The sequence below is a fragment of the Saccharomonospora saliphila YIM 90502 genome (genome assembly GCF_000383795.1).
Taxonomy (GTDB): Bacteria; Actinomycetota; Actinomycetes; order Mycobacteriales; family Pseudonocardiaceae; genus Saccharomonospora; species Saccharomonospora saliphila.
The window spans coordinates 23,882-49,610 of record NZ_KB912678.1; the positions used below are offsets into that span (position 1 = coordinate 23,882).

Sequence of the window (25,729 nt, forward strand, 5' to 3'; positions counted from 1 at the left end):
CGGGGTCGGCGGCGAGCAGCCGGGCCACCGCGCGGGCGCAGTCGGCACGCAGGTCGGCGGCCGAGTCGTGCGCTCCGGCGAGTTCCCGCAGCAGCAGCGGCGGGTGGGGGCAGAAGGCGGCGGCGACGAGCACGGCAGCCCTCAGACCAGCCCTCGGACGGTGCGCGCCGGCAGGCGCTCACCCCGGACCGAGGCCACCATGTCGAGCACCTGCCGGGTCTGGCGGACCTCGTGAACCCGGTAGACACGAGCTCCGTGCCACGCGCACACGGCGGTCGCGGCGAGAGTGCCGACCAGGCGCTCACCGACGGGCAGGTCGAGCGTCTCGCCGACGAAGTCCTTGTTCGACAGCGACACCAGCACCGGCTTCCCCGTGGCGACCAGCTCGTCCAGCCGCCGGGTGATCTCCAGGGAGTGCCAGGTGTTCTTGCCGAAGTCGTGCGCCGGGTCGAGCAGCACGGCCTCGGGGTCGACGCCCGCGGCCACCGCGCGGTCGGCCAGCTCAAGCGTGCGGGCGCGTACGTCGGCGACGACGTCGCGGTAGCGCACGCGGTGCGGCCGCGTGCGCGGGGCCACTCCCCCGGTATGCGCGCACACCAGCGCGGCGCCGTACTCGGCGGCGACCCCGGCCAGCTCGGGATCATAGCCACCCCAGGCGTCGTTGAGCAGGTCGGCGCCCTCGGCGCACACGGCGCGCGCGACGTCGGCGCGCCAGGTGTCGACGCTGATCACGACGTCCGGGAAGGCGGCCCGCACCCACGCGACGAACTCCACCACCCGCCGCCGCTCCTCGGCGGCGTCGACCTCGGGCCCCGGCGCCGCCTTCACACCGCCGACGTCGACGATGTCGGCACCCTCGTCGACCACCTGGCGAACCCGGTCGTGTGCGGCCGACTCGGTCCAGGTCGCGCCCCGGTCGTAGAACGAGTCGGGCGTGCGGTTGACGATAGCCATCGTCAACATCGCGTCGTCGGCGAACTCGTGCCGCCCGAGACGGAGCATGCGCCCCCCTGTCGGTGTGTCGACCGTGACCGAGAAGGCGCGCGGCGCCGATGTCCCGGTCCCGGCCCGGCCTCCTCGTGATCATCCCATGGTAGGTCCACCGCGGGAGGGCCTGCCGCGCCGAGGTCGCCCGAGGCCGCTGCGAACGCGGCCCGTCCTCGCGCTGAGTGCCGTCAAGGGGGCTTTGACGGCACGCCAACGCGGTGCGGGGCGCGGCACCTCCCCCGACCACTGGTGCGGGGCCGTGCCCCGCACACGGCTGGTTCTCAGCGTTCGCCGGGCTCGCCGGCGGACCGGGCGGTGAACAAGCGCACCGCCTGGTCGAGGTGTTCTCGCATCACCGTGCGTGCGTGCGCGGGATCACCTGAGGTGACCGCGTCGAGCAGGTGCCGGTGCTCGCGGGCCAGATCGTCCGGCCCCGGGTAGGCCGAGTGCAGTTGCGCGAGGCACAACTGCATCTCCTCCTGGAGCGCGGGGTAGATCCGGCTCAGGCGCGGGCTCTCGACCGCGTCGACCAGAGCGGTGTGGAACAGCGTGTGCGCCCGCACCCGGTCGCCCCAGCTCGCGTCCGCTGGGAGCGACTCCAACTCGTCCAGTCGTCGCCGGGCGTGCTCGACGCTCAGGCCCCGCTCGGCGATCGTGGTGACGACCTCCATTTCGAGAGGCGCGCGCACGAAGTACAGATCACGCGCGTCAGCGGGAGTCAGCGTCGGCACGGTGGCCGTGCGCCCGTGCGGGCGGCAGAGCAGGTTGCGGCCGGCGAGGATCTGCAACGCCGACCGCACCGTGGGCCTGGCCACCCCGAATTCGCTCGCCAGCGCGTTCTCCGGCAGCGCCTCGCCCGGCGTCAGCTCGCCGCTCAGGATGCGCCCACGCAGTTCGGCGACCAGCGCGTCGGTGGTGCTCGTGACCTGGAGTCGGCCCGTGGCGGCGGTCAACGTGGAACCGCCTGTCCGTCGGCGAGCTCGGCCAGACCCCACAGGTCGCGCCATTCGTGATCGACGGGATCACCGTCCGGGCGCGGCTCCACGTGCCGGTTCACCCAGGCCGTCGTCATGCCGAAACGCTTCGCCGGGGCGTTGTCGTACTTGAACCCGAACGCCACGTGAATGATCTTTTCCGGCGCGACGCCGATCCGCTCCAGCGCCTGCTGGAAGAACTCCGGGCTGGGCTTGTAGACCCGGCAGTCCTCAGCGGTGATGACGTCGTCGAATTGCACACGCATGTGCCGCAGGCTGTGCTCGATGATGTCGCGGTCGGTGTTGGAGAGGATCACCAGCTTCATCCCGGCCCGCTTGGCCCGCAGCAGGGCGGGGTAGGTGTCCGGGAACGGCTGCCAGGACCGCATCGAGCGGACGAACTCCTCCGCCAGCCGCTCGTCGTAGGGCCAGCCGTGGTTCGCGCAGACCGCGCGCAGGCTCTCGGCGAGCACCCGCTTGTAGCTGCGGTACTCCCGGCCGAGGATGTCGAACTGGATCGTCTCCCACTCGTCGCGCAGCTCGATGCCCGGAACGAGGGTCGCGTCGCCGTTACGCAACGCCAGCTCGTACAGGAACTGCGCGGCTCCGCCTTCCCAATCGGTCAGGGTGCCGTAGTTGTCAAAGGTCGCCACGTCGAACGGTGCCACCGCCACCTCCGTCTCACTGTCACTCTGTCTGACAGAATGACAGTGAGCCACGTCCGAGGTCAACGCCCCGCCACCGCAGCCCGCGAGTCGCCCCCTCATGTCCGCGAGTTGCCCTCTCCGGTGCGCGAGTTGCCCTCTCTGGTGCGCGAGTTGCCCCGGCAACTCCTCCGCATCGGCGGCTGCCGGGCAAGACACGGAACCGCCAAAGCAATTCACCGGCCCTGAAGAGGCAACTCGCGGCTGTGAAAGGGCAACTCGGAGACATGAAGGGGCAACTCGCGGGCCTGAAAGGGCAACTCGCGGCACCCGCGGCCCGGCCCACACACAACGGTGTGGCGGTGGGACCGCGTCCCACCGCCACACCGTCACCGAATCTCGGCGTGGGGCTGCCGCCGGAGCGTCAGCCCGTCACCAGGTTCAGCCCGTCACCAAGCTCAGCCCGTAGGCGTTGAGCGCTTCGTTGACCGGCTGGAAGTAGGTCGTGCCGCCCCAGGTGCAGTCACCGGAACCACCGGAGGTCATGCCCTGGGCCTGGTTGCCCGAGATGAACGAGCCACCGGAGTCACCCGGCTCGGCGCAGACGTTGGTGCGCGTCAGACCGTAAACGGTGCCCTGCGAGTAACGCACGGTCTGGTTCTTCGCCTCGACCGAGCCGCAGTGCCAGCCCGTGGTCGAGCCGGAGCGGCAGATCGACGAGCCGGTGGGCGCCTCGCTCGAACCGGACACGACGCGGGCGTAGCCGTTGTACATGTTGACCCACGGCCGCGGCGTGTCGTCCGAACCGGTGCGGACGTAGGCGTAGTCGTTGCCCGGGAACGAGGAACCGGCGAAGTAGCCGCTCGGCGACGAGGTCGAGGTGCCCGTGCTGCCGCAGTGGCCCGCGGTCACGAAGCCGTCGTGCACCGCGAACCCGACCGAGCACCGGCCGCCGCTGCCCATGTAGTAGGCGTTGCCGCCGACGATGTCCATCAGCGCGCGGGGCTGCTCGGTGGACTCGACGACGTTGACGCTGTCGGCGTCGACCCCGGCGGAGGACACGAACTCCTCGGCCTGGGCGGCCGTCCGCGGGGACGTGGTCACGACCACCGAGTTGCTCTCGACGTCGACGTACCAGCCCGTCACGGCGTCGGGAGCGGTGTCCTCGGCCTTGTTGAGCCGCTCGGCGACGGCCTCGAGGTCGGCGACACTGTCGTCGACCAGCCGCGCCTCCGCGCCGGCGGCACGGACCTGCTGGAGTTTCGCCGCGTCGGTCACACCCACGACGAGCGTGCCCCGGTCGGCGTCGTAGTGCGAGCCGCCGAAGCTGTCGGCGAGAGCGGCGCGCACCGTGTCGTCGACCTCGCGCGCCTTCGCCTCACTGTCGAGGCGCTGCTCGGCCTCGGCCGCGCTGAGTCCGAGATCGCGCTGCATGGCCTCGATCATCGTGTCGGCCTCGGCCGTCGGGGTCGTCCGCGGCGCCGAGGTGTCCGCGGTGGCGGGCACGGTGAGGGCCACGGCCGTTCCCGCCGCCAGCATCGCGGTCGCGCTCAGCCGTGCCGCGAGTCTGTGCTTCCTGGGCGTCATGCCATCTCCTTGTGACGTGGGCTACGTCGTCCGGACAAGTGCAGAAGTATGCCGAGCCGCACAGGCGGATACAGCCGCTCAATGGACCGCGACGAAAGTCGCTGATCGGCAGGAGGCCGACGACGAAGGTTCCACGAATACGGCGAACGAGTGACATGGCACCGCGGGGTCGTGCTGCCTTTCACGCACCGGGATCTTCCGTCTCCCCAGGCGAGATCGTTACACCGCCGATGGCCGGGTGTCAGGGGCCAGGCCGGATGCGGTCAGTCGGCGTCCGAGCATTGTGGCCGGACGAGAGAAGTACGTAACGTCGGAGCGTGCCCACGGATTCGGTGGTACACGGCGAAAACCACCCGGTCGCACCACCATTCGACTTCGTGCTGTGATATCGGCGGCTCTCCTCGCCACGGGACACCCGCCGGACGGCCACGCACCACGCGTGTACGCGCTATCCGTGCCCCGCGCACGGCGGAAAGGGGACGTGTTCATGACGGAGCGGGAAACCGGTTCGGTCGACGTGTCGCGCCGACACTTCCTCCAGGCGACCGCGGTCGGCGCCGCGGGCCTGGCCGTGGCCCGCTCCGGCACGGCCGTCAGCAGCCGTGCTCTGGCCGCGCGGGCCGATCCCGCTCAGGTGGGCGCTCTCGCGGTCGCGGGCAGGGCGGACCAGCCGCTGGGCGTGGACGAGACCACCCCGGTGCTGAGCTGGCGCGTGCGTGACGGGAGGCAGCGCGCTTACCGGGTCCGCGCCGCGAGTAGTACCGACCGCCTGACCACGCCGGACCTCTGGGACACCGGGTGGGTGCGGTCCCGTGCCTCGACCGGTCTCGCCTACGCGGGCACGACCCCGGGGTCGAGGCAGCGGGTCGTCTGGCAGGTCCGCGTCCGCTACGACGATGGCAGTGTGTCCGCGTGGAGCGCTCCGTCGACGTGGGAGATGGGGCTGCTCGCACCGTCGGACTTCTCGCCCGCCGTCTGGATCGACCATCCCGGCCGAAACGACGAGGACCCGCTTCCCGTTTTCGCCCGGGCGTTCACCGTCGAGGACAAGACCGTCGAGCAGGCGCGGCTCTACGTCGCCGGGCTCGGTGTCTACGTGGCCACGGCGAACGGCCATCCGGTCACCGACGCCGTGCTGTGCCCGGGCAATTCGAATCCGCAGCAGTCGGTGGAGGTGGGCACCTACGACGTCACCGCGTTACTCGCCCAGGGTGACAACACGGTCGGCGTCCAGCTCGGCAACGGAAGTGTCAACGTCGTCGAGGTCCCCAACCCCGCGGTAGGCCGGACCGAGGTGTATCAGAAGTACTCCAGCATCCGGCCGCGGCCGACGACGCTGGCGACCGGGGCCGCTCCCGGCGAGACGAGCGTCCGGGTGGCCGACGCCGGGGGATTCGCCGTCGGTGCCACGGTCAACATCGACACCGGCGACGGTGGCGCCCACCTCGAAAGCCGCCGCATCACGGCCCTCGGCACGGCCGACGCGGACGGCACACCCGTGGGCTTCGCCGAACCGCTGACCACGTCGCACGCGTCCGGGGCCGCCGTGACCCGCTCCGGTACCGCCAACGAGACCCGGATGGCCGTCAGCCCGCGGTTCCTGGCACGCCTGGAAATCACCTACGCCGACGGCAGCACCGACACGATCGTCACGGACCCGAGCTGGCGCACCGCGCTCGGCCCGTCGGTCACCGACAACTGGTACGCGGGCACCGACTACGACGCGCGCCGGGAACAGCCCGGGTGGGACCGTCCGGGCGCGGACCTCTCGGCGTCGGCGACCCGCCGGGACGGCACCCCGAGCGGGTGGATCTCCGCGGGGATCGCCCCGTCGCCGAACCTGGCGACCGACCTCGTCTGGCGCCGTGGCGAGCCGATCACGGTCGTCGACACGGTCGCCCCGGTCGCCGTCTCCGAACCGAGCCCGGGGACGTGGGTGTTCGACTTCGGCCAGAACTTCTCCGCGCTGCCGGAACTGCGTGTCGACGGCACGGTCCCGGCGGGCACCGTGATCACGCTCCGGCCCGCCGAGTCGCTGTCCGGCGACGGCACCGTCGACGCCGGAAGCATGGGTTCCGACGACAGCATCTTCGACACCTACACCACCGCCGGAAACCCGGAGGGCGAGACCTGGCGCACGCAGTTCGTCTACCACGGCTTCCAGTACGTCGAGGTCACCGGCCTGCCGTCGGATTACCGGGCCGGCGCGGACACGCTGACCGCGCTGCCGATCCGCGCGGCGGCACCGGTGGCAGGCGAGGTGTCCACGTCGAGCGAGGTGGTCAACCGCCTGCACCGGATGAGCACGTACTCCATCGCCAGCAACATGCAGTCGATCTTCACCGACTGCCCGAACCGGGAGAAACTCGGCTGGCTGGCCGACATGCTGCAGTCGCTGGAAGCCATCGACCGCACCTTCGGCATGGCGGCCTACCTGCCGCAGATGCAGCGGATGATGGCCGAGTCCCAAGTGGTCGCCGGGCCGGCGAAGGGACTGGTTCCCGGGCACGTTCCGGAGTTCCCCGTGTTCGGTGGCGGCTACCGCGAGGACATCAACTGGGGCAGCGCGGTGATCACCGTGCCGTGGTGGTTGTGGCGCTACCACGGCGACACGGGGACGATGGCCGCACACTACGAGTCCATTGTGGACTACCACGACTACGTGCGCACCACCCAGGCGGGCAAGGACGGCGGCGAGCACCTGGTGCGGGGCGGCCTCGGTGACTGGGTCGCCCACGACGACCGCACGCCGAAGTTGCTGGTGGGCACCTGGGGCTACTTCGTGATGACCGAACGGCTGGCGCGGATGGCGGACGAACTCGGCAACGGCGCCGACGCCCGGACGTACCGCGAACTCGCGGGAGCGATCAAGGCCGAGTTCAACACCCGGTTCTTCAACGAGTCGCTGCGCGCCTACACCAACGAGGGCAACGCGGGCACCACGGGCACGCAGGCCGCGAACGCCCTCGCCCTGGACGCGGGCCTGGTGCCCGACGGCGAACGGCGACACGTGCTCGACAGCCTCGTCCGGCGCATCGAGTCCTACCACCCGAACGGCGGTGGGCCGCACGTCAGCGGCGGCACCATCTCGCTCGGCCCGACCTTCCGCGCGTTGTCCGACGGCGGGCGCGACGATGTGATCTGGGCGGTCCTGCACGAGTCCACCCGGCCGGGCTACGGCGCGTTCCTGGAGCCCTCCACCATGAATCCGCAGGGCATGACGACCGTGCCGGAACACTGGCACGCGCCGGAGCACAACTCCTCACTCAACCACATGATCCTGCTCCAGATCCACGAGTGGTTCAGCACCGGCCTGGCCGGCATCCGGCACGCGCCCGGGTCGCTGGCCTACGAGCAGGTCGTGATCAAGCCGAAGCTCGTGGGGACCCGGGAACACCCCCTGACGCGGGTCGAGGGTCACTACGACGGCCCCCGAGGGCGGATACGCAGCTCCTGGGCCACCAGCGACCGGGAGTTCCGGCTCGACGTCGAGATCCCCGGCAACACCGGCGGCGAGATCCACGTGCCCACCCGGCGGCCACAGACCGTCCGGATCAACGGCCGCAACGCCCGAGCCTCCCGGGAAGCCGAGTTCGCCGGGTACAGCGACGGCTACGCCGTCTTCCGTGTCGGTCCGGGCGAGTACCGGTGCACGTCCCAGCTGGGCTGAAACGACCGGACCAGGCCCACGGTGGCAACGGCGAGATCCCGGTGACCCGCCGGGGACGTCGGCCACCCACACGTGTGTGCGGCGGCAGTGGTCGTCCGGCCGAACCGGGCTCTCGGGCCTACGATCGGTTCCGGACCCACTGCGGTGAAGGGAGCTGAGCATGGCCCGGCGCGATGCGACCACGCACTGGAACGGTGGCCTCAACAGCGGCACCGGTTCGGTCACTCTCGACTCGTCCGGCGCGAGCCGGTTCGACGTCACGTTCCCTCGCCGGATCGGCGAGCCGGAGGGCACCACCAGCCCCGAGGAACTCATCGCCGCCGCCCAGTCGTCCTGTCTGGCGATGAACCTCGCCGGCGTGCTCGACAAGGAGGGCCTTTCCCTCGGTTCCGTCGACGTCAGCGCCGCGGTGACGGTCGAGCCCGCCGACGGCGGGCTGACCATCAGCACGGTGGACATCACCCTGCGCGCCGGTGTCGAGGGCGTGGACGCGGACCGGTTCGCTCAGCTCGCCGCGGTCGCGAAGGACACCTGCCCGGTGAGCAACGCCCTGGCGGGCACGACGATCAACCTGGACGCCGCGCTCGTGAGCTGACCATCAGGGCCGTCCGCGCGCTCACCTGAGCGGCCACCCGGCTTCCGGCTGGTGACCCGGGGAAAGGAGCGTCGAGCGCCCACCGAGGCCGCCCGGCCGGTGCCCGCGGCGATCCGCTCCGCCGGACGTTCACCCACGAGGACGGAGGTGGCGATGAGTCCGTCTCGCTCGGACGGACTCATCGCCACCTGATCACGCGCACCCCGTTGGCCAGCGGCCCACGGTGGCCGCGGTCACCGGGACTCAGCCGTGTCCGCCACCGCCGACGCCCCTGTCCGCCGACCCGAGCGGCTGGACCCAGATGTTGCGGTAACGCACCGGGTTGCCGTGGTCCTGCAACCGGATCGCACCGGTGGACGGTCCCTCGGCGATGGAGCCCCCGGTCGGGCCGGGGATCGCGACGTCGTCGTGCACGGTCTCCCCGTTCCACACCACGGTGATCCGGGCGTCGGACACCTTGTTCCCCTCGTCGTCGAACCGGGCGGCGCGGAACTCGATGTCATAGGTCTGCCACGTCCCGGGTGCCGTGGCGGCGTTGACGTCGGGCGCCTTGTGCTCGTAGATCGCTCCCGCCTCGTTGTCGGCGAGCGTGTCGTCGCCGTACGAGTCCAGGATCTGCACCTCGTAGCGCTCCTGCATGTAGACGCCGCTGTTTCCCCTGTCCTGGCCGGTCACGTCCGGCGGCAGCTCCGGCACCTGAAACTCCACGTGCATCCGGTAGTCGGAGAACGCCTGCTTGGTGCGCAGGTCACCGCCGTCGACCTCCATGGCACCGCCGGAGACGAGCGGCCAGCTCGCCGTGCGCCCGTCGGTGTGCTGCCATTCCGAGAGGTCGGTGCCGTCGAACAGGGTGATCCGCCCACCGGGTTCGCGGACCGAGAGCTGGTCGAGGTTGACGTGTCCGGTGTCGCCCTCGTCCACCCGGTACTCGATCGTGTTGAGCCCGCCGGAGAGCACCAGCCGCTCGGTCTTGGTGGCCCAGTTCTGCCACGTCGTCGTGGACGGCAGTGTCGACTGCCGCACCTTGTCGCCGTTGACGTAGACGCTGACCGTCTTGTCCCCGCTGAACGGGTGCGGGCCGTTGGAGTAGCGCAGCCCGACGTCGTAGGCTCCCGGCCGCTCGACCGCGACCTTCATCGTCGTCGAGGCGCCCTGTTCGCCGAAGCCCGCGACGAAGCCGGACCCCGTGTAGCCCGGGTGGTCACTGGCCACGCGGGCGCCGCCGTTCAGCCTGCCCGACTCGGCGTCGTAGAACACCCGCTCAGTCTGCTCCCGCTCGCCCGGGATCGCATTCAGGGTGTACCAGGCTTCGGTGTTCCACAGCTGCTGACCGTTCTCCGCGGTGAAGGGGCGCGGCGACCGCAGGTGCACGACGCGGCCGGGCTTGAGCCCGTCGATGGTGAGGGTGACGGTTTTGCGGTCGTCGGAGATCTCGGTCCCGCTGACCCGCAGCGACTCCTCGTCCACCTTCGGCCCGCCGTAGTTCTGGGTCGGGACGTAACGCCACTGCTCGACGTCGTAGCTCTGCGCGAGCTTGTCGATCGTCTCGGCCGACAACGGCCGGGTGTAGTCGATCCTGAAGCCGTTCTCGGTCGCGCGCACGGACTTCATGTCGAAGGTGTTCGCGCCGTTCGGCGTCAGCTTCTGAAGCCCGTACTTGAGCTTGCCGGGCTCACTCCAGTTGCCGCTCTCACCGATCCCGCCGACGTAGATCGCCCCGTCCGGGCCGACGATGGTGCGGTTGACGCCCGCCTCCAGGCCCGCGGAGTGGCGGAACACCGCTCCCTGGTACTCGCCGTGCACCTTCTCCAGGAACGCACGCTGGAGCCCGCCGTAGGTGACGTCCCCGAAGAGCATCTGCCCCGCGAAGGGACCCTCTTCCAGCCGCACGGGGTTGCTCGGGGAGTTGCCGATGTCGTTCTGCGGCAACCACAGCACCGGTTCGGTCACCGGCTGCTCGTCGAACGGACCGGCGGGGTTGGTGTAGTGGTTGAAGAACCGGTCCTGCTTGACGTGCACCAGCTTCGAGGAGGGCAACCAGCCACCCTGGTTGTCCATCGCGAACAGTTCGCCCTCGGGTCCCCAGCCCATGCCGTTCGGGGTGCGCAGGCCACCCGCGACGTAGGAGACCTCACCGGTCTCCCGGTCCACCGTGATGGTGGTGCCCCGGTTCCGGGCGGGCTGCGGGTCGGTCGTCGCGCCGCCCTGGTCGATCGCGACCGACAGATTGACGTAGAAGTAGTCCTCGTCGTGCAGCAGTCCGAACGCGAACTCGTGGAAGTTCCCGCCGTAGGGCCATTCCGCGACCGTGTGGTGCTGGCGGAGACCGTCGCCGTCGGTGTCCGGGGTGAGCTCGGTGAGCCGGTCCCGTTCCGAGACGTAGATGGAGCCGTCGACGACCGCGACACCCATCGGGTTCAGCAGGTCGGTGGCGATCCTGGTGACCGTGACCTCGTCGGGACCGGTCTCGCCGGTGACGTTGTCCAGGACGAACACTTCGCCGGGCTCAGGGTCCTCCACCGGCCCCGCCGGGCTCACCGAGCCGGAGGTGACAAGGACAAGCTTGTCGTCGGGGGTCCAGTCCATCGCCGCCACCATCGGCTGGAACCCCTCCGGCCGCAGGTCGGTCAGGGTGTAGTTCGGGTTCACCGAGTCCAGCGGCAGTCCATCACCCGGGTTGTCGACCGCACCCTCGCAATACTTGCGCCCGGGAGCCGTCACGCGGACGACATCGGAATCGGTGCTCAGCACGGAGTCGGGCACCACCGTGAACTCCGAGGCCCCGGGGGCCTTCCACGACAGGGTGAGCTGCTGACCACCGCCTGCCTCGAAGTGCTCGATGCGCAGCGGGTGGTGGCCCGGGCTCAGCGTGACGGTGCCGTCCTTGGGCTCGGCCCCGTGTAACCCGTCATGGTCGATGACCAGCTGGTCGTCGATGTAGAGCCGGGAACCGTCGTCGCTGGTCAGACGGAAGGTGTAGGCGCCCTCCTCGGGAATGTCGATGTTGGCGATCACGTGGGAAAGGAAGTTGTCCTCGAAGCCGAAGTCGTCGGCGGTGCTGAAGTCGATGGTCGGCATCAGCTTGTCGACGTTCGGGGTCGTGCCGGGTCTGAGGTCGCACAGTTCGTCCAGCGGCTGTCGCAGGTCGAACGTACGGAGGGTGACGCCCGGCTCTTGAGGCGGGAGATCGTCGGACTGGGCCTCGGCGGGCGGTGCGTTCTGGGTGGAGACGACCCCCAACAGCGCGACACCGAGCAGCCCAACCAGGCTTCTCCGGCGGCCGCGCGCGGTCCGTGACACTATGCTTCCTCCTCGAAGCTGATCCCGGCATGCACCAGCGGCGCACGCCACGGTGTCGAGCGGCCGGGTAGGCGTGGCGCCTCGCTCACACCACTTCTTCACGTTTTAAGCAGAAGTACACTGCTCGCGCTCAAAAGTAGTGATCCGAGAGCCCAAAGTCATCGGCTGATGGCGTGACAGCACCCCGTGCGCCTATTGCCCCGAGTAGCGTCGGGGCGCTCGTCGGCCTTCGCCGGTCGGAAGGAGCATCGCCGACGCTCCTGTTCAGGGCGCCACTCGGCTGGTGCCGAGATGTTGTGCACCCGACGCGCATGCGCGGATTTCCGTACTCCGCGTCAGCGGATGCCAGATGTGGATCTAATGCGCACTCCGACTGGCCGGTGGGACGACGACGGCGCTATTCCCGGCCGCTGCGACACCAAAGGTCCGGCAACGCGACCGGGGTTGTGGAAGGCCACGCCACGTGACCGACATACGCTCGGCTCGTCATCCGGCCGCGGTCATGTACCCCCTTCGGACGCGACCTTCCACACGACCACACTTGTTAACAGTTGTTGCGCGACCGGGTCAACAACTGATCTCATGAACCGGGCAGTACAGTGCCTCTGTCATCGCTGCCCCACGGAGTGACCATGACCGAGACCCCCGCGACCTTCGGCGAGAAGCTGGCGTTTCTGATCGAGACGATGCACCCGGCCTCGCGCGGTCCCTACGACGACGACGAGCTCGCACGGGCGTGGGGTGTGTCACGACAGTACGTATGGCAGCTGCGGACGGGGCGACGCGCCGAACCGCGCCACACGGTGGCGATGAAGATCGTGCGGTTCTTCGGGGTCCCCGAGGACTACTTCGTCAACGACGACACCACTGTCGCGGTGATGCGCCAGATCCAGGACGTCCTGCGCGCACGCGACACCGCGCGCGCCGACACCGACCCCGGGGACGACGTCGAGCTGCGCCGCCTGGCACTGCGCATCGTCGGGCTCTCCGCCCAGGAGCGTGAGGTGGTCTCCACGGTCGTGGAGGAACTGCGCTCCTACGACGAGCAGCCCCGCCGCCACCGCGCCCGGCGCAAACCACCCCGACCCGAGCGGGGCTGACCCGCGCCCGTGCGTCAGGATCACGGTGGTCCGACACGCGCCTTCGGGGCGCCCCGGTGCGTCCGCACCACCTCGGACCAGGCGTGGTCAGTCGGCTCGTCGTCGGGAGGGGGCGAGAGGGTGAAGCGGACGGAGGCCGGATACCGCTGCACGGCACTGGTAGACGATGTCCTGCGCCGCACCGGCGTTCCGGAACCGTGGGACATCAACGCATGGCTCGACCGGCTGGAGCGGGTCCGGGGACGGCGCATCGACCTGTGCGCGCTGACGTTCTCACCCGGCTCCGCCACCGGGGCCTGGCGGGCCCACCGCGACCATGACGTGATCGCGTATCCAGCGAACACCGCGAGCTTCCACCAGGACCACATCATCCTGCACGAGGTCGGGCACATGCTCTTCGAACACTCCGGGCGGTGCCCGCTGTCGGACGAGCGCGCGCGGAGACTGGCGCCCAGCCTCGGCGCGGCCGCGTTCACCCACCTGCTCGACCGTGTCCACAATGGCGGGGACGAGTACGAGGCCGAGCGGTTCGCCCATCTCCTGCACGCACGGGTCACCACACGGGCGGTCCCCCGGCCCCGGCACCACCGGCCGCCGGAGGACGCGGGCACGGCCGACACCCTCGCCCGGTTGACGACCACACTCGACGACCCCTGATGGGCACGGCGGTGATGGTGACCGCGGGGCTCGTCGCGGTCACGGGCGGAACGCTGCGCCTGTTCCGGGCGCGCGGACGGCTGACCCCCGCGACGGCCTACCTCTGTGCGGCAGTGATCACCGCGGGGGTCTCCGCCGCGCTGTCGGCCCCGGCGGTGCTCGCCGCCGCCGCACGGGTGGAACCGGCGCCGAACGTGACCAGATTGCTGGTCAACGGTGTCGGCATGGTCGCCGCGTGGTGCGTGCAAAGCATGCTCACCCACCTGGTCTCCGCCGAGCCGGCGCGAGCGCGGGCGACCGTGCGGGTCCAGGCCGTCGTACTGGCACTCACGGTCACGGCCATGGCGGCGCTGTTCCTGTCGGCGCCGACGACCTACCGCCCCGACTTCCTCGACGCCTTCGCGCACCTGCCCGGCATCTACGGCTACCTGCTGCTCTTCGCCACCTACATCGGCTGGAGCCTGCTGCGGTTGGTGCGCCTCTTGGGCCGCTACGCCGGGATGACCGGCCGCCGGTGGCTCCGGCTCGGGATGCGGGTCATGCAAGCGGGCGCGGCGTTCGGGGCCGGGTGGGCGGTACACAAGGTTCTCGCCTCGACGGCCGTGTTCCTCACCGGCTCGTCCTACCCGGGTTCGGCGGTCCTCGCGTCCGCCCTGCCCGGCACGTCGGTGGCGCTCATCGCGGTCGGCGTGTGCGTGCCCGTGTGCGCGCCCCGGGTGGCGCGCGTGGCGCTGTGGGCCCGGCGCCACCGGCAGTACCGGGGTCTGCGCGGCCTTTGGCTCCGGTTGTCGCCGGTGATCGTCGAGGTGCGGCACACCAGCGACCGGGACGGGTCGATCCACGAGCGCCTCAGCACTCGCGTCGTGGAGATCCTCGACGCACTGCTGGTGCTGGCCGCCTACCGGGACGGCGATGGTGGGGCCTCCGGCACGGCACCGACCCCGGAGCACGAGGCCGCCTCGGTCGCCGCCGCGCTGGCGCGCTGGCGCGCAGGGGCACCCCCGACGCGGGGTCCGGCGCCCGGCCCGGGACACACCGTGGATGATCTGGATGGCGAGATAGCGTGGCTCCGCCGACTCGACCGTGCCCTGCGGCGCGCGACCGCGCCGAGTGACACCGTGAGGGGAGTTCGTTGACTGTTCGGACCGAGGCCCGCCCGGACGGGCACACCCGCTGGGCGCGCGGGCTGACCGAGGTGTTCGCCCCGTGGGTGATCGTGATCGTGTTGTCCGTGGCCGTGGCCTGGGCGGCGACCCGTGCGTGGCTGCCCACGATGGCGTGGGGCCTGCTGATCGCGCTGACCAGCAGCGTCCTGCCGATGGGCGTGATCGTGTGGGGTGCGCGCACCGGTCGCTGGGACGGCCACCACGTGCGCGACCGCGGAGGCCGGTTGGTGCCGTTCGTGGCGCTGATCGTGCTCAGCGGGCTCGGGCTAACGCTGCTGGTGCTCTGGGGCGCGCCGTGGACGCTGATCGCGCTCGACGTCTCCATGCTGGCGAGCCTGCTGGTCACGGGCGCGATCACGGCGTGGTGGAAGGTGTCGATGCACGCCGCCGTCGCGGCCGGCGCGGTGGCGATCCTGGCCGCGACCTACACGCCGTGGGCGTGGACGGCGCTGGTGCTGGTGGCCGCGGTGTGCTGGTCCCGGGTGCGCCTGCGCGACCACACCCCCGCGCAGGTGGCGGTCGGGTCCGTTGCGGGCGTGGTCGTGGGAGGCGGAGCGTTCGTCCTGGTGCTGTGACTCGCCCGGACGGCCCCGGCGTCACGCGCGGGGCCCGTCCAGGGTCGCGGCGGTGCTGTCCGCGGGTACCACGACGTGCAGTGCGTTGCGCTCGATCGCGAAACGCGTGGGGGTGGTGGAGACGAGTTCGCCGTCCACGGTCACCGGTGACGGCGGCTCGGTGGTCAGGTGCAGGCGCCTGCTGGTCAGGTAGTGCACGTTGTCGTGCTCGACGAACGTGCCGTCCCTGAGCCGGCGGGCGATCCGGACGTGCTCCGGCATCCGGCCACGCACGATGGCGACCACGTCCAGCTTGTGGTCGTCGATCCCCGCGGCCGGGGCGATGGCGTGGCCTCCGCCGTAGTACCGGCCGTTGCCCACGGTCACCTGAAGCAGGTCGGACAGCTCCACCGGCGCGTGGTCGCCGTCAGGGAACTCCAACCGGGCACGGAACGGCCTGTGCTGGCGGTACGCGCGGGCGGTGGCGACCGGGTACGCCAGCGGACCGAAGAACCGCTTCAGCCGCGCGGTCAGCGCCTCGGTCACCCCCACGGCCAGGCCGACGGAGGCGACGTTGAGCAGCGGGTGGCCGTCCACGCGGCCCACGTCCACGTCCACGACCGCGCCGTCGGCCAGGGTCCGGCACGCGGCGTCGAGGTCGCCGGGCACCTGAAGCGTCCGGGCGAAATCGTTGGCGGTGCCCAACGGCAGGACACCCAGCGTGACCTCCGTCCCCGCGATCAGTCCGGCGGCGGTGCTCAGCGTGCCGTCCCCGCCACCCACGACCACCAGATCGTGGTCCTGGGCAAGCACGCGTTCCAGCGTGGAGCGCATGGCGGAGCCTTCGGTGACCGCCTCGGTGGTCACCACCGGCACGCCGGAGTCGCTCAGCCGCCGCACCGCCTGGTCGTAACTCGCCGCGCCCAGCCGCGAGCCGGTGTTGACCACGACGGCGACCCGACGGGCCTCGGCTGCGTGCTTCATGGCACGAGCGTAGCCGCGTACCGGACCGGGGCGCGGGAAAGCGCCTCCGGGCCCGGCGTGTCCGCTGAGCACACCGGGCCCGGAAACGCCCTCCGCGTGTGACGATCTTCCGGTTGGGGGTGGTGATCCGGTCAGAACGTCGACACGTTCAGCAGCTTCTCCTGGATGCCGTCCGGGTCCTCACTCGGCCAGATCCAGTCGGTGGTGCCCGCGTCCTGCAGCGCCGACCGCACCTGCGCGGGCGTGGCACCGGGGTGGTTCGCCGTGTACAGGGCCGCGCCACCGGCGACGTGCGGGCTCGCCATCGACGTTCCGGAGATCGTCTCGTAGCCCCCCTTCATCCAGGTCGACTCGATGCACACGCCGGGAGCGATCAGGTCGACGTCGGGTCCGTAGTTGGAGAAGTCGGCGAAGGTGTCGTCCTGGTCGGCCCGGCAGGTCGACACGCCCGCGCCACCGGAGGCGCCGTCGAAGTCGGCCAGCGCGCTGACCGTGATCACCTCGTCGTAGGCGGCGGGCACCGAGTTCGCCGCGTCGGCGTAGTCGTTGCCCGCCGCCACGGCGTAGGTCACACCGGCCGCGACCGAGTTGCAGATCGCCTGGTGCAGCGCGTCGTCGTTGGTGTTGCCACAGTCGCCGTCATCGGTTCCCGCGCCTCCGAGGCTCATGTTGGCGACCTCGATCTCGTCGGCGTGGGCGGTGACATGGTCGATCCCGCAGATGATGTCCGACCAGCGACCGGAGCCGCGGTTGTCGAGCACGCGCACCGGCCACACACGCGCGCCGGGCGCGACGCCGACGACGCCGCTGTCGTTGTCCAGAGCGCCGATGGTTCCGGCCACGTGCGTGCCGTGTCCGTTGCCGTCGTCGGCATCGCGGCCGGTGGAGCAGTTGATCGCCCCCGCGGTGTGCACGTTGAGGTCGGGGTGGTCGAGATCGATCCCGGTGTCGATCACCGCGACGTCGACGTCGACCCGGTCGTCGGTTCCGTCGATGTTCGCGGTGGCACTCTGCTCGGCGTCGACGCGGTCGATGCCGGTCGGCGTGCTCTGGGCGAGGGTCGTGACGGTCCGGTCCGGGGACACGGACGTCACCCGCTCATCGGCGCGGACCTCGGCCACCTCGCCTGCGGACAGGCGTGCCGCGTAGCCGCGCAGGGCCGTCCGGAACACGTGACCGACCTCCGCGCCGTGCCGGTTCCGGTGTTCGTCGGCGACCGCGCGTGGGTCCGCGTCGTCGGCGAGTGTGACGATGTAGGGCCGCGCGCCCGGCCCGTCCGAGGACGGTGTGGCCGCGACGGCGGTCGTCGCCGGTACGGCGAGCAGGGCCGCGCCCAGCAGGAGTCCCGCACTCGTGCGCATGACATTCCCTTCTCTCGGTCGGCGCCGCCACGACGGCCGGTCGGTCGACGTGACGACGGCCTTTCACTCCTCCACCCGGCTGTGGGCCGGATGCGAGTTGGTCGGACCACCGTGGGTCCGGTTCCGCCCGGTCAGGCCACGAAGTCGCGCACCTGCGCCGAGACCGTGTCGTCGGTGCGGAAGCTGGAATGACTCAGGCACGCCGTCCGCGTGTTGTCGGCGCCGTCCAGGATCGTGCTCTCCTGCGGGATGATGATCTCGTCGCAGGACGACCACCACGTGCCGTAGGTCGTGGCGCCCGGGGTCTCGTCCCCGTCGTTCAGGGTCGTGAGAAAGTCCGAGCCCCGCCGCATCTCCCGGCAGGACGTGTCGTAGCAGAAGTCGGCGGTCGCGGTGCCGTGGTTGGGACCGGCGAGCGAGACCCAGTCGTCGACCTTCTCGGTGCCGCCGAGGAATGTCAGGTACCAGCGCGTGTTGAGCCCGCCCATGGAGTGCGTCACGACGTCCACCGCGCTCGCGCCCGTGTCGGCGAGCAGGTCGTCGACGACGGTGGCGAACTCCTCCGCGGTCACGGTGTTCGACTGACGGGTGTCGTAGTCCCAGGCCAGGAGCTCGGCGTCGGCGTAGCCGTCGGCCTGGAAATCGCTGACCATCTCCGCCCAGCCCGCACTGCTGCTGTTCCAGCCGTGGACGAAGATCACCGGCTCGCGCTCGGACACCGCAGCCGTGGCCGCGGCGGGCATCGCCAGTGGCACCAGAAGGGCGAGTAGTGCGGCCGGGACCCATCGTGAACGACGCATGCCGTGTTCCTCTCGTGCGCCCCGCATCGGCGAGGGGACTGTGCTCGTGACCTGAATCAACGACGGCACACGCGCCGTGTTGCGCACGGAACGCGCCTTTCACCTGTTGGTCTCAGTCGTCGGAACCACGAGTGATCAGCGCACTCTGTTCGTCGTGGGCCCGGTGCGCGACGACAGCGGGGAGGCCCGTGGCGCGGACAACACAGGGTGGACCGCTCACCCGCACGCGGCCTCGGCGGCCGCACCCCGTAGCCTGGTCGCACAAGTTCGCGGCCCGACGGGCACCGAAGTGGCTACTTCGTCGCTGCCCCCACCCGCGCGTGGATCACGCGTGCCCAGTGGGGGTTGGAAGTGGCGCTCGTCCGCCGAAACGCGGAGAACCTGCTCGACGAGGCGAAGGCCGATCGACTGCACCACCTGCTTTCCGAGCAGGCCGGTTTCCAGCTCGAGGCACGGGTGGGACTCGGCGAAGTCCGTGCATGGCAGCGCAGCCTGCCCGTGCTCATGGCCGATCTCGTCGATGCCGGGCTCGGACACGTCGAGGTCCTTCTCGAACACAAGCTGCCACACAGCCCGAAACGAGTCGACGCCGTGCTGTGCGGCACCCATCCGGGGACCGGGGAGCCGAGCTACGTACTCGTCGAGCTGAAGCAGTGGTCCCGGGTCGAGCACGTCGCACACGATCTCGTACAGGTCGCGGGCTACGGTCCGGAGCCGGTGCTGCACCCGGTGGAGCAGGTGCGTGGCTACTGTCAGTACCTGGTCGACTCGACTCCCGCGCTGGCCGCGCGGCCGCACCTTGTCCGGGGGCTGGCCTACCTGCACAACGCGCGTGGCTCCAACATCGCTCCGCTCAAGCAGTACACCCCGAGCGAGTACGGTCGCCTCGTCACACTGGACGACAAGGCCGAACTCGTCGCGCAACTGCACGCCGCGCTCGACCCCGACGGCGACCGGGCCGCGGCGCGTGCCGCCGCGGACGACTTCCTCACCTTCCACCACGCGCCCTCGAAGCCACTGCTCAGCCTCGCGGCCCGCGAGATCCAGGAGCGCGAGCAGTTCGTCCTGCTCGACGAGCAGAAGGTCGCGCACGAGATCGTGCGGAGGTCGGTGCACAAAGCCCGCGCCGCGAACACGAGGACGGTCGTCGTCGTCCTGGGCGGCCCCGGGTCGGGCAAGAGTGCCATCGCGCTGAGCCTCGTCGGAGATCTGGCCAGGAGCGGGCGCGCCGTGCACCATGCCACGGGGTCCAGCGCGTTCACGCGGACCATCCGCAAGATCGCCGGTCGACGCGACCGCCGGGTGCAAGCCTTGTTCACGTACTTCAACAACTACACCACGGCCGGTGCGCGGGACCTCGACGTGCTGATCTGCGACGAGGCACACCGCATCCGCGAAACGAGTGTCAACCGCTACACCCGCAAGGAGGTCCGCGAGCGCGCAGGTCGCCAGATCGACGAGCTGATCGACGTGGCCTGGGTCCCGGTCTTCTTCCTTGACGAGAACCAGGTCGTGCGACCCGGCGAGATGGGCTCACTCGAAGAGATCACGGCGGCGGCCGAAGCGAAAGGCTGTGCGATCGAAGTCGTCCACCTGCGTGGACAGTTCCGGTGTGGCGGGTCGGCAGAATTCGACACCTGGGTCGCCCGGATGCTGGGCCTCGAGCCACTCCCGCCGACGCCCTGGAGCCGGCTCGCCGAGCCGCTCGACGACGACTTCGTGGTCACCAGCGCCGCGTCACCCGAGGCGATGGAATCCTGGTTGCGCGCCCAGGCAGAGGAACACGGGGGGACGGCTCGTCTCGCGGCGGGCTACTGCTGGCCCTGGAGCGATCCAGTCGCGACCGAGGGCGGCAAGCGACTGGTGGATGACGTGGTGATCGGAGGCTGGACGCGGCCGTGGAACGCCAAGCCCGGCGCACGCGTACCCGAGGCGCCGGAGTCGTACTACTGGGCCTCCGACGAGCGCGGTTTCAACCAGGTGGGCTGCATCTACACCGCTCAGGGGTTCGAGTACGACTGGGCCGGTGTCATCATCGGACCCGATTTCGTCCGGCGTGACGGACGGTGGGTCGCGCGGCGTGACCACTCGCACGATCCCGCCGTCAGGAAGGCCGGTGAACTCCACTTCGCCGCCCTCATCCGCAACACCTACAAGGTGCTGCTCACCCGGGGCATGCGGGGAGTCTGCGTGTATTCCCCCGATCCCGAGACTCAGGAGTTCCTCGTCGAGATCACGCGCTGACCAGTGCCGGAGCACCGGCGTACACCACCGCCCGGCATGCTGCGGCCGTGGGAGCCGGGCGCACCATGCCCGACGCTTACGGTCGGCGCGAACATCTTTACGTTGACTGTGATCAAAAGTCCGCTTACCGTTCCAGTCGGCGACAGCACCGGTGCGGGACGCCCGCGGCCCTCGCGTGTCTGCGCGCCTTGGATCGGAAGGCAGGAGTCACCGCGTGACACGGACTCGACGCAGGGTGGTCCACACCTGCCGTTCCGAGCTGGACCACGGACCCGAGGGCAGGTTCCGCGCCGCCCGGCCGGGTCCTTCGAACACGACAACGACCGCCACCGAACCCTGTGATGAGAGGTAGGTGACCATGCGAAAACGGCGCATGGTGGCACTGGTTGCCGCAGCGGGAACGGCCCTGGTCGTCACACCGGCGACCGCGACGGCCGATCCCGCCCCGCCGGCGGACAGCGCGTTCCAGAAGGTGACGCTCAACGACCACCCCGGCGAGCCGATGGACCTTGCCGTCCTGCCGGACGAGCGCGTCCTGCATACGACCCGGTCCGGCGAGGTGTGGCTGCACGACCCCAGCACCGGGCTCAACACGCTCGCGGCCGAGCTGGACGTCTACCGGCACGACGAGGAGGGCTTGCAGAGCGTGGCCGTCGACCCCGGGTTCGACGGTCGGGACAACCGGTGGGTCTATCTCTACTACGCCCCTCCGATGGACACCCCTGTGGACGACCCGTCGACACCCGACGTCAACGAGGGCGACGCGCCGACGACCGGCGACCCGTCGGACTTCGAGCCGTTCGAGGGCGTGGCGCGCCTGTCCCGGTTCCAGCTCGACGGCACCACGCTGGACCTGTCCTCCGAGCAGCGCATCCTTGAGATCGGCGAGGACCGCGGCATCTGCTGCCACGTCGGCGGGGACATCACCTTCGACGGCGACGGCAACCTGTACCTCTCGACGGGCGACGACAGCAACCCGTTCGAGTCCGGCGGCTACGCCCCGATCGACGAGCGCGCCGATCGCAACCCGGCGTTCGACGCCCAGCGCACCTCGGCCAACACCAACGATCTGCGCGGCAAGGTGCTGCGCATCCGTGTGCAGGCCGACGGCTCCTACACCATCCCCGAGGGCAACCTCTTCGAACCGGGGACTCCGGGCACCCGCCCCGAGATCTACCTGATGGGGCTGCGCAATCCCTTCCGGATCGAGGTCAACGACAACGGCGACCTCTACGTCGGCGACTACTCGCCGGACGCGGGCAATGCCGACCCCGAACGCGGTCCCGCGGGCCACGGCAAGTGGTTCGTCGCCCGGGACGCCGGAAACCACGGCTGGCCCTACTGCGTCACGCCGGACATGCCCTATGTCGACTACGACTTCGCCACGGGCGAGTCCGGCGAGCCGTTCGACTGCTCGGCTCCGGTGAACGATTCCCCGCACAACACCGGGCTGACCGAACTCCCGCCGGTGGAGCAGCCCGAGGTGTGGTACGGCTACGACGAGTCGCCGCGTTTCCCCGAGCTGGAGGCCGGCGGCATCGGACCGATGGCCGGCCCGGCCTACGACTTCGACCCCGCCGCCACCCGCGGACGCAATCCCGTGGCGTGGCCGGAGTACTACGACGGCATGCCGCTGTTCTACGAATGGACCCGTGACTACGTCAAGGGCTTCCGCCTCGGCGGAAACGGCGAGGTGTCCTCCATTGAGGACGTGCTGCCGTCGACGGAGTTCTCCGGCACGATCGACATGGAGTTCGGCCCGAACGGCGCGCTCTATGTGCTCGACTACGGCAAGGGCTACTTCGCCGAGAACCCGAAGGCGCAACTCGCGCGCATCGACCACATCGGCGAGAACGGCAACCACACGCCCATCCCGCAGGCGTCGGCCGACGTCACCAATGGAACGACCCCGCTGACCGTCTCGTTCTCCAGCGACGGCACGGAAGACCCCGAGGGTGACCGGCTGCGCTACGAGTGGGACTTCGATGCCGACGGCCGCGTCGACTCGCGCGAGCCGAACCCGACGCACACCTACATCAAGAACGGCGTGTACAGGGCGACGGTGAACGTCACCGACGTCGGCGGCAAGCACCGCGGCCGGTCGGCCTCGGCCGAGGTCGAGGTCATCGTCGGCAACGCCGCACCGCGGGTCGAGTTCGTGACACCCAGCGAGGATCTTCAGTTCGACTGGGGCGACGTCGTCGAGTACGAGGTGTCCGTGACCGATGACCAGCCCGTCGACTGTTCGCGAGTGGAGGTGACCTACGTGCTCGGCCATGACGAGCACGGCCACCCGCAGACCACCGCCTCCGGGTGCACGGGCTCCATCGAGACCACGGTCCCGGAAGGACACGACCCCGAGTACGACGATCTCGCCGCCGTGTTCAACGCGACCTACACCGACCCCGGTGCCGAGGGCGTTCCCGCGCTCTCCGGTAGCGCCGAGATCGCGCTCGAACCGGCGCACTGAGGTGTGCGCCCGTGGGTCCCGGGGCACGCACCCGGGACCCACGGCGCGTCGCCACCGGCGTGTCCAGGCCGGCTCACTCGCCGCCGCCGCTGATCGGCGGTGAGTGAGCCGGCACAGTCGTGCGCACCCACGCGCGGGCGGGTGCGCACGACTGTGCTCAGGACGCGGCCGGGTCCGCGACGCCCTCGGGCAGTGCGCAGCCGAGCCGGGCCACGAGCTCGGTGAGCGCGTGCCCCAACGGCCGATCCACCCGCGCCCGCGCCAGCGGGTCACCCCGGGTCTCGCCCTGGTTCACGATCAGCACGGGCTTACCCGCCGTGGCCGCGCGGCGGACGAACCGCAGACCCGACATGACGGCCAGCGACGAGCCGAGCACCAGCACCGCCTTCGCCTCGTCGACCATGCGATAACACTGGTCCACCAGCGCACGCGGTACGTTCTCACCGAAGAACACCACGTGCGGTTTGAGCGCCTCCGACCCACACGCCACGCACGCGACGAGCCGGAACTCTCGCACCATCCGCTCGGGCAGATCGACGTCACCGTCGGGGTTCAGCCGCGTCGCGTCGGCGTGGAAGTGCGGATTCGCCGCACGCAACCGGCGGTCGAGTGCCTCCCGCGCGCTCATCCGGCCGCAGTCGAGACAGACGACACGACGGAGACTGCCGTGCAGCTCGGTCACCGCGGTGGCCCCGGCCGCCTGGTGCAGGCCGTCGACGTTCTGGGTGATGACACCGGAGACGTACCCGGCGGCCTCCAACGCCGCCACCGCACGATGCCCGGCGTTCGGGCGCGCCCGCGCGACGACGGCCCAGCCGAGGTGACCGCGCGCCCAGTACCGGCGCCTGCTCTCCGCGCTGCCGACGAACTCCTGGTAGGTCATCGGCGAATGCTGCCGCAGGGTTCCGCCGGTCCCCCGGTAATCCGGAATGCCGGACTCGGTGGAGAGCCCGGCGCCGCTGAGTACGACGACACCGCGGCGGCCGAGAACCCGCACGACCTCGTCCAGCTCCGTGGTCCGGGGCGCGGGCACCCCGGTCGGCGTCCAGGTGAGCGTGGGCCGCGTCCGCATCAGTCCAGAGTACGGAGAACTCGCTCCCGCGCGCACGTCACAAGGCCGGTGATCATGAAGCTCCGTCACGGGTCCGGCTTTCCTGGTGCGCGGCGAGTGTGTGCAGCACGTCGCGGCCGGCCGGATAGAGCGCCAGGTACTGCTGGTAGAGCTCGTCGTAGAGGGCGGTGGTCGCGGGATCGGGCGAGCGGATCTCCGCCGCCGGGTTCCACTCGGCCATGCTCGGCCGCTCCACGAGGCCCGCGGCGAGGAACGCCGCACCGTAACTGGCCCCGATCGTCACGGTGGGCACGACCTGCGCGAGGCCGGTGACGTCCGACACGATCTGCGTCCACACCCTGCCCTGGGTCCCACCGCCGACGGCCACCACGCGCTCGATGTCGGCACCGGCCCGCCGCAGGGCGTCGATGTTGTGCCGTACCCCGAACGCCGTGGCCTCGAGAACCGCCCGGTAGAGATCGCCCCGGGTGTGGCGCAGCGTCAGGCCCGCGATCACGCCCCGCGCCCGGGGGTCGAAGATCGGCGTGCGTTCGCCTTCGAAGTAGGGCAGCACGAGCAGCCCACCCGCTCCCGGTCCGGACGCCTCCGCCTCGGCGAGCAGGGCCGCGTAGTCGGCACCGCCGGTGAGCTCGCGCACCCACGACGTGATCGAGCCGGAGGCTGCCATGCCACCCGCCAGGTTGCGCGTGCCCTGGAAAGCGCCCAGCGTGCCCCACATGGAGGGCGTGGTGAGGCGTTCCCGGGTGGTGTTGACCAAGAACATCGTGCTGCCGTACATGAGCATCAGATCGCCCGGGTTCTGGGCGTCGACACTGACCGCCTCCGACCACGCGTCGATCGTTCCCGTGATCACCGGAACGCCCGCGGGAATTCCCCCGACCTCGCCCAGCGTCACGCCCGCGCGGTCGCCGGGCCAGCGCAGGCTCGGCAGTTCGAGGTCCGGGGCGATGTGGTCGCACCACGGGCGGTACCAGGTCGCGTCCACGGTGTCGAACAGCGGCGTGCACTGGCTCGCCGAGTGGTAGTCGAGCACGTACTCGCCGGTGAGCCGGTAGGCGAGCCACGAACTCGGCACGAACATCCGGCGCGCCTTGGCGAAGACCTCCGGCTCGTTGTCGCGCACCCAGGCCAGCTTCGGCCCGACCGCCTGGCTCGACAGCATCGACCCGGTCCGGGCGAAGATCGCCTCGGCGCCGAGTTCGTCGTTGAGCGCCTCGATCTGCGCCTCGGCACGGGTGTCGACACCGTAGAGGATGGCCGGGCGCAGCGGAGTGCCGTCGTCCCCGGTCAGCAGGACACACGGGCCCATGCCGCTGACTCCGACCGCGGCGACCTCGACGTCGGCGGGCGCGGTCAGTTCCGAGGCCAGCTCGACGAACTCGGTCCACCACCGCTCGCCGTCCATCTCGACGCGGCCCGCGCCCGGCCGGTCGACCGTGTGCTCGCGCACGGCCGTGCGCACGATCCCGCCGCCGGGACCGACGAGGACGCCCTTGCTGCTGGAGGTGCCGATGTCCACACCGAGGAACACACGCCGTCGCATGCCCGGGATCGTGTCGGAAAT

18 protein-coding genes are annotated in these 25,729 nt (G+C 70.5%); 8 read left to right on the plus strand and 10 right to left on the minus strand.

Annotation, left to right across the window (positions count from 1 at the left end; all coding sequences use genetic code 11):
- Window positions 1-141: 141 nt before the first annotated feature.
- The 4 genes from folP to SACSA_RS0112610 form a co-directional block, all read right to left on the minus strand.
- Window positions 142-1,002, minus strand: coding sequence for a dihydropteroate synthase (folP, locus tag SACSA_RS0112595; RefSeq protein WP_019816289.1), 861 nt, complete (start codon window positions 1,000-1,002; stop codon window positions 142-144).
- A 266-nt stretch (window positions 1,003-1,268) separates the two neighbouring features.
- Window positions 1,269-1,940, minus strand: coding sequence for a GntR family transcriptional regulator (locus SACSA_RS0112600; protein ID WP_019816290.1), 672 nt, complete (start codon window positions 1,938-1,940; stop codon window positions 1,269-1,271).
- Window positions 1,937-2,629: a haloacid dehalogenase type II gene (locus SACSA_RS0112605; protein ID WP_019816291.1), complete on the minus strand. Its 693-nt coding sequence runs from the start codon at window positions 2,627-2,629 to the stop codon at window positions 1,937-1,939. Before SACSA_RS0112605 ends, SACSA_RS0112600 begins: the two co-directional genes overlap by 4 nt.
- A gap of 417 nt (window positions 2,630-3,046) precedes the next feature.
- Window positions 3,047-4,192, minus strand: coding sequence for a S1 family peptidase (locus tag SACSA_RS0112610; RefSeq protein ID WP_019816292.1), 1,146 nt, complete (start codon window positions 4,190-4,192; stop codon window positions 3,047-3,049).
- 487 nt (window positions 4,193-4,679) lie between these two features.
- Here SACSA_RS0112610 and SACSA_RS0112615 point away from each other — a divergent pair, with 487 nt between their 5' ends.
- Both SACSA_RS0112615 and SACSA_RS0112620 read left to right on the plus strand, forming a co-directional pair.
- A complete protein-coding gene (locus SACSA_RS0112615) occupies window positions 4,680-7,862 on the plus strand; it encodes an alpha-L-rhamnosidase (RefSeq protein ID WP_048876757.1) in 3,183 nt (1,060 codons plus the stop codon).
- Window positions 7,863-8,022: 160 nt separating this feature from the next.
- Window positions 8,023-8,457, plus strand: coding sequence for an OsmC family peroxiredoxin (locus SACSA_RS0112620; RefSeq protein ID WP_019816294.1), 435 nt, complete (start codon window positions 8,023-8,025; stop codon window positions 8,455-8,457).
- 243 nt (window positions 8,458-8,700) lie between these two features.
- On the opposite strand, the gene SACSA_RS0112630 is transcribed toward SACSA_RS0112620, so the two are convergent.
- Window positions 8,701-11,757 (minus strand): family 16 glycoside hydrolase, encoded by a 3,057-nt coding sequence (locus SACSA_RS0112630; RefSeq protein ID WP_019816295.1) that lies wholly within the window; start codon window positions 11,755-11,757, stop codon window positions 8,701-8,703.
- Window positions 11,758-12,389: 632 nt separating this feature from the next.
- On the opposite strand from SACSA_RS0112630, the gene SACSA_RS0112635 reads away from it, so the two are divergent.
- From SACSA_RS0112635 to SACSA_RS0112650, 4 genes are all read left to right on the plus strand, one after another.
- Window positions 12,390-12,857, plus strand: a complete 468-nt coding sequence (locus tag SACSA_RS0112635) for a helix-turn-helix domain-containing protein (protein WP_019816296.1) — start codon at window positions 12,390-12,392, stop codon at window positions 12,855-12,857.
- Between the two features lie 120 nt (window positions 12,858-12,977).
- Window positions 12,978-13,514: a hypothetical protein gene (locus SACSA_RS0112640; protein WP_019816297.1), complete on the plus strand. Its 537-nt coding sequence runs from the start codon at window positions 12,978-12,980 to the stop codon at window positions 13,512-13,514.
- On the plus strand, window positions 13,514-14,650 hold the full coding sequence (locus SACSA_RS0112645; protein WP_019816298.1) for an MAB_1171c family putative transporter: 1,137 nt from the start codon (window positions 13,514-13,516) through the stop codon (window positions 14,648-14,650). Before SACSA_RS0112640 ends, SACSA_RS0112645 begins: the two co-directional genes overlap by 1 nt.
- A complete protein-coding gene (locus SACSA_RS0112650) occupies window positions 14,647-15,255 on the plus strand; it encodes a phosphatase PAP2 family protein (RefSeq protein WP_019816299.1) in 609 nt (202 codons plus the stop codon). Before SACSA_RS0112645 ends, SACSA_RS0112650 begins: the two co-directional genes overlap by 4 nt.
- 21 nt (window positions 15,256-15,276) lie before the next feature.
- Here the strand turns inward: SACSA_RS0112650 and SACSA_RS0112655 are convergent, their stop codons facing one another.
- The 3 genes from SACSA_RS0112655 to SACSA_RS0112665 all read right to left on the minus strand — a co-directional run bounded on the left by SACSA_RS0112655 (window position 15,277) and on the right by SACSA_RS0112665 (window position 18,379).
- Entirely contained in the window at window positions 15,277-16,218 is a 942-nt protein-coding gene (locus tag SACSA_RS0112655) for a lipid kinase (protein ID WP_019816300.1), read from the minus strand.
- A gap of 131 nt (window positions 16,219-16,349) precedes the next feature.
- Window positions 16,350-17,579 carry a S8 family serine peptidase gene (locus SACSA_RS0112660; protein ID WP_019816301.1) on the minus strand — a complete coding sequence of 410 codons (1,230 nt, stop codon included), beginning with the start codon at window positions 17,577-17,579 and terminating at the stop codon, window positions 16,350-16,352.
- 131 nt (window positions 17,580-17,710) lie between these two features.
- Complete coding sequence (locus SACSA_RS0112665) at window positions 17,711-18,379, minus strand: esterase/lipase family protein (RefSeq protein ID WP_028661825.1); 669 nt, start codon at window positions 18,377-18,379, stop codon at window positions 17,711-17,713.
- 351 nt (window positions 18,380-18,730) lie between these two features.
- Here SACSA_RS0112665 and SACSA_RS0112670 point away from each other — a divergent pair, with 351 nt between their 5' ends.
- Both SACSA_RS0112670 and SACSA_RS0112675 read left to right on the plus strand, forming a co-directional pair.
- Window positions 18,731-20,623, plus strand: coding sequence for a DUF2075 domain-containing protein (locus SACSA_RS0112670; protein ID WP_019816303.1), 1,893 nt, complete (start codon window positions 18,731-18,733; stop codon window positions 20,621-20,623).
- Window positions 20,624-20,981: 358 nt separating this feature from the next.
- Complete coding sequence (locus SACSA_RS0112675) at window positions 20,982-23,093, plus strand: PQQ-dependent sugar dehydrogenase (RefSeq protein ID WP_028661826.1); 2,112 nt, start codon at window positions 20,982-20,984, stop codon at window positions 23,091-23,093.
- 157 nt (window positions 23,094-23,250) lie between these two features.
- On the opposite strand, the gene SACSA_RS0112680 is transcribed toward SACSA_RS0112675, so the two are convergent.
- Together SACSA_RS0112680 and SACSA_RS0112685 are read right to left on the minus strand one after the other, a co-directional pair.
- Window positions 23,251-24,165 (minus strand): NAD-dependent protein deacetylase, encoded by a 915-nt coding sequence (locus tag SACSA_RS0112680; RefSeq protein ID WP_019816305.1) that lies wholly within the window; start codon window positions 24,163-24,165, stop codon window positions 23,251-23,253.
- Window positions 24,166-24,217: 52 nt separating this feature from the next.
- Entirely contained in the window at window positions 24,218-25,708 is a 1,491-nt protein-coding gene (locus SACSA_RS0112685; protein WP_019816306.1) for an FGGY-family carbohydrate kinase, read from the minus strand.
- Between the last annotated feature and the right edge of the window lie 21 nt (window positions 25,709-25,729).